General features: G+C 33.8%; 3 protein-coding genes. All 3 read right to left on the bottom strand.

Features of this window, described 5'->3' with window-relative positions:
- Positions 1-368: 368 nt before the first annotated feature.
- The 3 genes from L3X37_RS14365 to rpoB all read right to left on the bottom strand — a co-directional run bounded on the left by L3X37_RS14365 (position 369) and on the right by rpoB (position 9061).
- Positions 369-686, bottom strand: coding sequence for a DUF3467 domain-containing protein (locus tag L3X37_RS14365; protein ID WP_237240859.1), 318 nt, complete (start codon positions 684-686; stop codon positions 369-371).
- Between the two features lie 229 nt (positions 687-915).
- Positions 916-5217, bottom strand: coding sequence for a DNA-directed RNA polymerase subunit beta' (gene rpoC, locus L3X37_RS14360; RefSeq protein ID WP_237240858.1), 4302 nt, complete (start codon positions 5215-5217; stop codon positions 916-918).
- Between the two features lie 31 nt (positions 5218-5248).
- A complete protein-coding gene (gene rpoB, locus L3X37_RS14355) occupies positions 5249-9061 on the bottom strand; it encodes a DNA-directed RNA polymerase subunit beta (protein WP_237240857.1) in 3813 nt (1270 codons plus the stop codon).
- Positions 9062-9116: the final 55 nt, after the last annotated feature.

Genomic DNA, 9116 nt, shown 5'->3' with positions numbered 1-9116 from the left:
GCCACCTGAAAAGTGTACGGATAGGAATTGAAAATCTATCACTTGTTTGCTCAAAAGTAAGCTTTTCTTTTTGCTTTACTTTAAAGACTTGTTTCCTGAAATCTAATGAATATGCCATACTGAAAAATACAAAAAATATGATAAATTACAATGATTTAGCTATATAATCAAAAATTATGCAAACCCTTTTTAGCTCATTTTAATGTGTAATTGGCATAAAATCCTATAAAAAAGAGGTTATCTTAAAAGTTATTGTAATTCAAATTCTCAAATTGATCTTATCGAAACTAATGTTGATTATCAAGGTGTTAAAATATTTAGACAGGCTCAATATGATATAAAGTTCACTCTTAATACAGTCTCTTTTTTTAAGCTTGACCTGTTGGCCCAAAATTTAGTGGAATAGGAGGTTGGTCGTAATCTTTAATTTCACCATGGGCGTTTTCAAATCTAGTTATATTATCGTTTAACGCTTTTAACAAACGCTTAGCATGCTGTGGTGTTAAAATAATTCTAGACTTGACTTTATTTTTAGGAACTCCTGGCATAATATTAACAAAATCTACAACAAATTCTGATACAGAATGGTTTATTATTGCAAGATTTGAGTATGTACCTTCTGCTACTTTTTCATCGAGTTCAATATTTATCTGACTCTGTTTTTGTTTGTTTTTTTCTTCAGCCATAATCTTAGGTTTTAAATATAAAAGCCTTCAAGTTAATTTACATGAAGGCTTTTGTTTTATAAGATGCTTAAACTACGCTCAGCATAAATTCAACTTACAATTTTCGCTTCACTTCGGTTTGCATAAATTGAGTTTCATGTGTTTATATTTATTGTTATTCAACGGTCACATGTAACATCCTAAATAATCATTTGGTTGTGTGATTAAATATTAATCATGGATGTTTCATTTAATTATAATTCAACTCTTTTTTTACTTGCATCATTTCATCAAATTCTTCTTTAGAACCTACAATGATATCCGTATAGCTACGCATACCTGTACCTGCTGGAATTCTGTGTCCAACAATTACATTTTCTTTAAGTCCTTCTAAAGTATCCACTTTACCTGCTACAGCTGCTTCATTAAGAACCTTAGTAGTTTCTTGGAACGATGCCGCAGATATAAATGATTTAGTTTGTAATGATGCTCTTGTAATACCTTGTAATATTGGTGTTGCTGTTGCAGGTTGTGCATCTCTTGCTACTACAAGATTTTTATCTTCTCGTCGTAAAATAGAGTTTTCGTCTCTTAGTTCACGAGGTGAAATAATTTGACCTGCTTTAAGGTTTTCAGAATCTCCAGCGTCTTCAATCACTTTCATTCCGAAAATTTCATCATTTTCTTTAATGAAATCAGCTTTATGAGCCAATTGATCTTCTAAGAAAATAGTATCGCCAGAATCAATAATTCTAACCTTACGCATCATTTGTCTTACAACAACCTCAAAGTGCTTATCGTTAATTTTTACACCTTGTAAACGATATACTTCCTGTACTTCGTTAACCAAATATTGCTGAACCGCAGAAGGGCCTTTAATATTTAAAATATCATTAGGTGTAATAGAACCATCAGATAAAGGCATACCTGCTTTTACATAATCATTTTCTTGTACAAGAATCTGATTTGATAATTTTACTAAGTATTTCTTGATTTCACCTAATTTAGATTCTACAATAATTTCGCGGTTACCTCTTTTAATTTTTCCAAAAGAAACCACACCATCAATCTCACTTACTACTGCTGGATTAGATGGGTTACGCGCTTCGAATAATTCGGTTACACGAGGTAAACCACCAGTAATATCGCCTGCTTTTGCAGATTTACGAGGAATTTTAACTAATATTTTACCAATATTAATTTTCTCTCCATCGTCTATCATTAAATGTGCTCCAACTGGTAAATTGTAAGAACGAATTGTTTTTCCTTTAGAATCTTCAATATGAAGTGTTGGTATTAACTTCTTATTTCTTGATTCTGAAATTACTTTTTCTTGGAAACCAGTTTGCTCATCAATCTCTACTTGGTAAGTAATACCTTGCTCAATATTTTCATATTTAACTTTACCTGCAAATTCTGAAATAATTACACCATTATATGGATCCCACATACAAACAACATCACCTTTGCTTAACTCTTGACCATTTTTAACATAAATAGTAGAACCATAAGGAATATTATTTGTGCTTAAAACAATGCCTGTTTTCTTATCTGTTAATTTAATCTCAGATGTACGAGAAATAACAATATCAACATCATTACCCTCTGCATCTTGACCCTTAACCGTTTTTAAATCTTCAATTTCTGCAATACCACCAAATTTAACGGCTAATTTATTTTCTTCAGAAATGTTACCTGCAATACCACCTACGTGGAATGTACGTAATGTTAACTGAGTACCAGGTTCTCCAATAGACTGTGCTGCAACTACACCAACAGCTTCACCACGTTGTACCATTTTTCCAGTAGCCAAATTACGTCCATAACACTTGGCACAAATACCTTGTAAAGCCTCACAACTTAATGCGGAACGCACTTCTAAAGTTTCAATTGGAGATGCTTCAATAGCTTTTGCAATATCATCTTCAATTAACTGACCTGCAGCCACTAAAAACTCATCAGTTAATGGATTATAAACATCATTTAAAGATACGCGTCCAACAATTCTTTCTTGTAAAGTTTCAACAACTTCATCATTCTTCTTTAATGGCTCAACTTCAACACCTCTTAATGTACCACAATCTTCTGTGTTAATAATAACATCTTGAGAAACATCAACTAAACGACGTGTTAAATAACCAGCATCGGCAGTTTTTAGTGCGGTATCGGCAAGACCTTTACGTGCACCGTGAGTAGAAATAAAATATTCTAAAATAGAAAGCCCTTCTTTAAAGTTAGAAAGAATCGGGTTCTCAATAATTTCTCCACCACCTGCGTTAGATTTTTTAGGTTTTGCCATTAATCCACGCATACCTGTAAGCTGACGAATCTGTTCTTTAGATCCACGAGCTCCAGAATCAAGCATCATAAATACCGAATTAAATCCTTGTTGGTCTTCTCTAATACGCTTCATTGACAACTCTGTCAATTCCGCATTAGTAGACGTCCAGATATCAATTACTTGGTTATAACGCTCATTATTTGTAATAAGTCCCATGTTATAGTTTCCAGTAATACCGTCAACCAAACCATTGGCTTTATCAATCATACCTTGCTTTTCTGGCGGAATAATAATATCACCTAAACTAAATGATAATCCTCCTTGAAATGCAAACTTAAATCCTAAAGTTCTAATGGCATCTAAGAAATCTGCAGTTTCTGGAACTGAGGTTACTTTAAGAATATTTCCAATAATATCTCTTAACGATTTTTTAGTTAATACTTGATTGATATATCCTGCTGCTTGAGGTACATACTGATTAAATAGCACACGACCAACAGTAGTTTCAACAATCATTCTATCAAGTTTGCCTTCGTTATTAATATCAATAGTTCTAACTTTTATTCCAGCATTTAAATCTACTTTTTTCTCATTAAAAGCTATAACAACTTCTTCTGGAGAATAAAATGTTAATCCTTCACCTTTAATAGGTGCTTCCGGAGTAGATTTACGCAACTTAGTCATGTAATATAACCCTAGAACCATATCCTGAGAAGGTACTGTTACTGGAGAACCGTTTGCTGGATTTAAAATATTATGAGATGCCAACATTAATAATTGACATTCTAAAATAGCCTCTGGTCCTAATGGTAAATGTACTGCCATTTGGTCACCATCAAAATCCGCATTAAATGCTGTACACACCAATGGGTGTAACTGAATTGCTTTTCCTTCAATTAATTTTGGTTGGAAAGCTTGTATACCTAAACGGTGTAATGTAGGGGCACGGTTTAGTAATACTGGATGTCCTTTAAGAACATTTTCCAAAATATCCCAAACCACTGGCTCTCTTTTATCTATAATTTTCTTTGCAGATTTTACTGTTTTAACAATACCTCTTTCAATGAGTTTTCTAATGACAAAAGGTTTGTATAACTCAGCTGCCATATTTTTAGGCAATCCACATTCGAATAATTTTAATTCTGGACCAACAACAATTACAGAACGGGCAGAATAATCAACACGCTTACCAAGTAAGTTTTGACGAAAACGCCCTTGCTTACCTTTAAGTGAATCTGATAATGATTTTAATGGTCTATTAGAATCTGTTTTTACAGCTGATGACTTACGTGTGTTATCGAATAAAGAATCCACAGACTCTTGTAACATACGCTTTTCATTACGTAAAATTACTTCTGGAGCCTTAATTTCAACCAATCTTTTAAGACGGTTGTTACGGATAATTACACGACGGTATAAGTCATTTAAATCAGATGTTGCAAAACGTCCACCATCTAATGGCACTAACGGACGTAATTCTGGTGGAATGATTGGAATAACTTTCATAATCATCCATTCTGGACGATTCTCTCTGTTATTATTAGATTCACGTAATGCCTCAACAACTTGTAAACGTTTTAGCGCTTCTGTTTTACGTTGTTTAGATGTTTCAGTATTTGCTTTATGGCGTAATTCGTAAGATAATCCTTCTAAATCAATTCTTGATAAAAGCTCAATTAAACATTCAGCTCCCATTTTAGCAATAAACTTTTCTGGGTCTGTATCATCTAAATATTGATTTTCTTGAGGAAGTGATTCTAGAATATTTAAGTATTCTTCTTCTGTAAGGAAATCCATTTTTTGAATTGGTTCGCCTTCTTCATTTTTAGCATTACCAGGTTGAATAACTACATAACGTTCGTAGTAAATAATCATATCTAATTTCTTAGATGGTAAACCTAATAAATAGCCAATTTTGTTTGGTAGTGAACGAAAGTACCAAATATGAGCTACAGGAACAACTAAGTTAATATGCCCTACTCTATCTCTACGTACTTTCTTTTCAGTTACCTCAACACCACAACGGTCGCATACAATACCTTTATAACGGATTCTTTTATACTTACCGCAAGCACACTCGTAATCCTTAACAGGACCAAAAATACGCTCACAGAACAAACCATCACGTTCGGGTTTGTGCGTTCTATAATTGATAGTTTCTGGTTTTAAAACTTCACCTCTAGATTCTGCTAAAATAGATTCTGGCGATGCTAAACCAATTGAGATTTTATTAAACCTCTTTACTGTATTCTTATCTTGTTTTCTTGCCATAATATATGGTTGAAATGAATTTAATTAATAACTACTCCTCTAATCTGATGTCTAAACCTAAACCTTTCAATTCGTGCATAAGTACGTTAAAAGATTCTGGTAATCCTGGATCTGGCATGGGTTCGCCTTTCACTATACTTTCGTATGTTTTAGCTCTACCAATAACATCATCAGATTTTACAGTTAAGATCTCACGTAAGGTACTTGATGCTCCATAAGCTTCAAGTGCCCAAACTTCCATCTCACCAAAACGTTGTCCACCAAACTGTGCTTTACCACCTAATGGTTGTTGGGTAATTAATGAGTAAGGTCCTATAGAACGTGCGTGCATTTTATCATCAACCATATGTCCTAGTTTCAACATATAGATAACACCAACTGTTGCTGGTTGATCGAAACGCTGTCCTGTTCCACCATCGTATAAGTATGTATGACCATATCTTGGAATTCCAGCTTCATCTGTAAATTCGTTAATTTGATCGATTGTTGCTCCATCAAAAATTGGAGTAGCATATTTACGTCCTAATTTTTGACCAGCCCAACCTAAAACAGTTTCGTAAATCTGTCCGATGTTCATACGCGATGGTACACCAAGTGGGTTTAACACAATATCCACAGGCGTTCCGTCTTCTAAGAATGGCATATCTTCTTGACGAACAATACGTGCAACAATACCTTTATTACCATGGCGTCCTGCCATTTTATCACCAACTTTAAGTTTACGTTTTTTTGCTATATAAACTTTAGCTAATTTGATAATTCCTGCTGGTAATTCGTCTCCGACAGAAATGGTAAACTTCTCACGACGTAACGATCCTTGTAAATCGTTTTCTTTAATTTTATAGTTGTGAATTAAGTCTGCAACAAGCTTGTTAGTATGAGCATCAGTAGTCCACTTTCCTGAAACTAAATGCGCATAATCATCAACAGCATTTAACATTTTAAGTGTGAATTTTTTTCCTTTTGGTAATACTTCTTCACCTAAATCATTAAAAATACCTTGAGCAGTTTTACCATTGACAATAGTAAAAAGTTTTTCAATTAAAACATCTTTTAAGGCATCAAATTTAGCATCATACATAGCTTCTAATTGCAAGATATCATCTTTGTCTTGAGCTCTTTTACGTTTGTCTTTTACGGCTCTAGAAAATAATTTCTTTTCAATTACAACACCGTTTAAAGATGGCGACGCTTTTAATGAAGCATCTTTTACATCGCCTGCTTTATCACCAAAAATAGCACGTAATAATTTTTCTTCAGGTGTTGGGTCAGACTCTCCTTTTGGTGTAATTTTACCAATAAGTATATCGCCTGGTTTAACCTCGGCACCTACACGAATCATTCCATGTTCATCTAAATCTTTAGTTGCTTCTTCTGAAACATTAGGAATATCATTAGTTAACTCTTCGTTACCTAATTTAGTATCTCTAACTTCTAAAGAGTACTCATCAATATGAATTGATGTAAAGATATCTTCACGAACTACTTTTTCAGAGATTACAATAGCATCTTCAAAGTTATACCCTTTCCAAGGCATAAAGGCTACTTTCATATTTCTACCTAAAGCTAATTCGCCTTTTTGAGTGGCATAACCCTCGCATAAAACTTGACCTTTTGTAACTTTATCTCCTTTAACAACAATTGGTTTAAGGTTAATAGAAGTTCCTTGGTTAGTTTTTCTAAATTTTACTAATTCATAAGATTTAATATCACTATCAAAACTTACTTTAGCTTCATCTTCTGTACGTTCGTATTTTATTTTTATTTCGTTTGCATCTACGTAAAGTACTTCTCCATTTCCTTCTGCATTAATTAGTACACGAGAATCTGAAGCTACTTGACGCTCTAAACCTGTACCAACAATTGGAGCATCAACTCTTAATAACGGTACTGCTTGACGCATCATGTTAGATCCCATTAATGCTCTATTCGCATCATCATGTTCTAAGAATGGGATTAAAGAAGCAGAAATAGATGAAATTTGATTTGGTGCAACATCTGTATAATTTACAGAAGTTGGTTCAATTACAGGAAAATCGCCTTCCATTCTTGCAATTACCTTATCGTGTAAAATCTTTCCGCTTTCATCAACTTCAACAGTTGCTTGTGCAATTAATTTTTCTTCTTCCTCTTCTGCACTTAAATACGTTGGTGCATTTTTAATATCTACAACACCATCAGTTACTTTTCTATAAGGTGTTTCAATGAATCCCATAGAGTTCACTTTAGCATAAACTGAAAGTGACGAAATTAAACCAATGTTTGGTCCCTCAGGTGTTTCAATAGGGCATAAACGTCCGTAGTGTGTATAATGAACATCACGAACTTCGAAACCAGCTCTTTCACGAGATAAACCTCCAGGTCCTAAGGCAGATAAACGACGCTTATGTGTAATTTCAGCAAGAGGATTAGTTTGATCCATAAACTGAGATAACTGGTTTGTGCCAAAAAACGAGTTGATTACAGACGATAAAGTCTTAGCATTAATCAAATCGATTGGCGTAAACACCTCATTATCACGCACATTCATTCGTTCTCGTATAGTACGCGCCATACGTGCTAAACCAACTCCAAATTGTTGTGATAATTGCTCACCTACTGTACGTACACGACGGTTTGATAAGTGGTCAATATCATCAATCTCTGCTTTTGAGTTGATTAACTCTATTAAGTATTTTATAATGGTAATGATATCTTCTTTAGTAAGCACTTGCTTATCCATCCCGATATCTAAACCTAATTTTTTGTTCATTCTGTAACGCCCAACTTCTCCCAAAGAGTAACGTTGGTCTGAGAAGAATAGCTTATCTATAATTCCACGTGCTGTTTCCTCATCTGGCGGCTCAGCATTACGTAATTGTCTATAAATATGTTCAACTGCCTCTTTTTCAGAGTTTGTTGGATCTTTTTGAAGTGTGTTGTGAATAATGGCATAATCACCCTGTTCAGACGTTTCTTTATGTAAAAGAATCGTTTTAACTTCAACTTCAAGTATTTCTTCAATATTTTCTTTATCAAGAACGGTATCACGATCAAGCACAATTTCGTTACGTTCGATAGATACTACTTCTCCTGTATCTTCATCAACAAAATCTTCATGCCATGTATTAAGTACACGTGCTGCTAATTTTCGTCCTAAATATTTTTTCAATCCAGATTTTGATACTTTAACTTCTTCAGCTAAATCAAAAATCTCTAAAATGTCTTTATCTCTCTCAAATCCGATTGCTCTGAAAAGCGTTGTAACAGGTAATTTTTTCTTTCTGTCGATGTAAGCATACATCACTTGATTGATATCTGTAGCAAATTCAATCCAAGAACCTTTGAACGGAATAACTCTTGCTGAGTATAATTTAGTTCCATTTGCGTGAAAGGATTGACCAAAGAATACACCAGGAGAACGGTGTAATTGAGATACTACAACACGCTCCGCACCATTAATACAAAATGTACCAGAAGGTGTCATGTAAGGTATAGTACCTAAATACACATCTTGAACAATGGTCTCAAAATCTTCATGTTCAGGGTCTGTACAATATAACTTTAATCTTGCTTTTAACGGAACACTGTAGGTTAAACCACGTTCAATACACTCTTCAATAGCATATCTTGGAGGATCTACAAAGTAATCTAAAAATTCTAAAACAAATTGATTACGTGAATCTGTGATTGGAAAATTTTCCATAAAGGTGTTGTAAAGACCTTCATCACCTCTTTCTTCTGATTTAGTTTCTAATTGGAAAAAATCCTGGAAGGATTTTATCTGAATATCTAAAAAGTCTGGATATTCTGTTCTATTTACAATAGACGAGAAATTTAATCTTTCAGCTTGTGTTGATAACATCAATGGACGGAATTATGATTAAAAAAATAGTGATAGTGCTTTTATACACTAGTAA

Origin of the sequence: Wocania arenilitoris, from assembly GCF_021728535.1 — a bacterium.
Taxonomy (GTDB): Bacteria; Bacteroidota; Bacteroidia; order Flavobacteriales; family Flavobacteriaceae; genus Wocania_A; species Wocania_A arenilitoris.
Note: the sequence above shows the minus strand (reverse complement) of the source record. Positions and strands in the feature narration are given on the sequence as shown.

What these genes read in the sequence shown, in the direction of transcription:
- L3X37_RS14365 (WP_237240859.1), bottom strand. Translation starts at nt 686, where the DNA reads ATGGCTGAAGAAAAAAACAAACAAAAACAGAGTCAGATAAATATTGAA.
- rpoC (WP_237240858.1), bottom strand. Translation starts at nt 5,217, where the DNA reads ATGGCAAGAAAACAAGATAAGAATACAGTAAAGAGGTTTAATAAAATC.
- rpoB (WP_237240857.1), bottom strand. Translation starts at nt 9,061, where the DNA reads ATGTTATCAACACAAGCTGAAAGATTAAATTTCTCGTCTATTGTAAAT.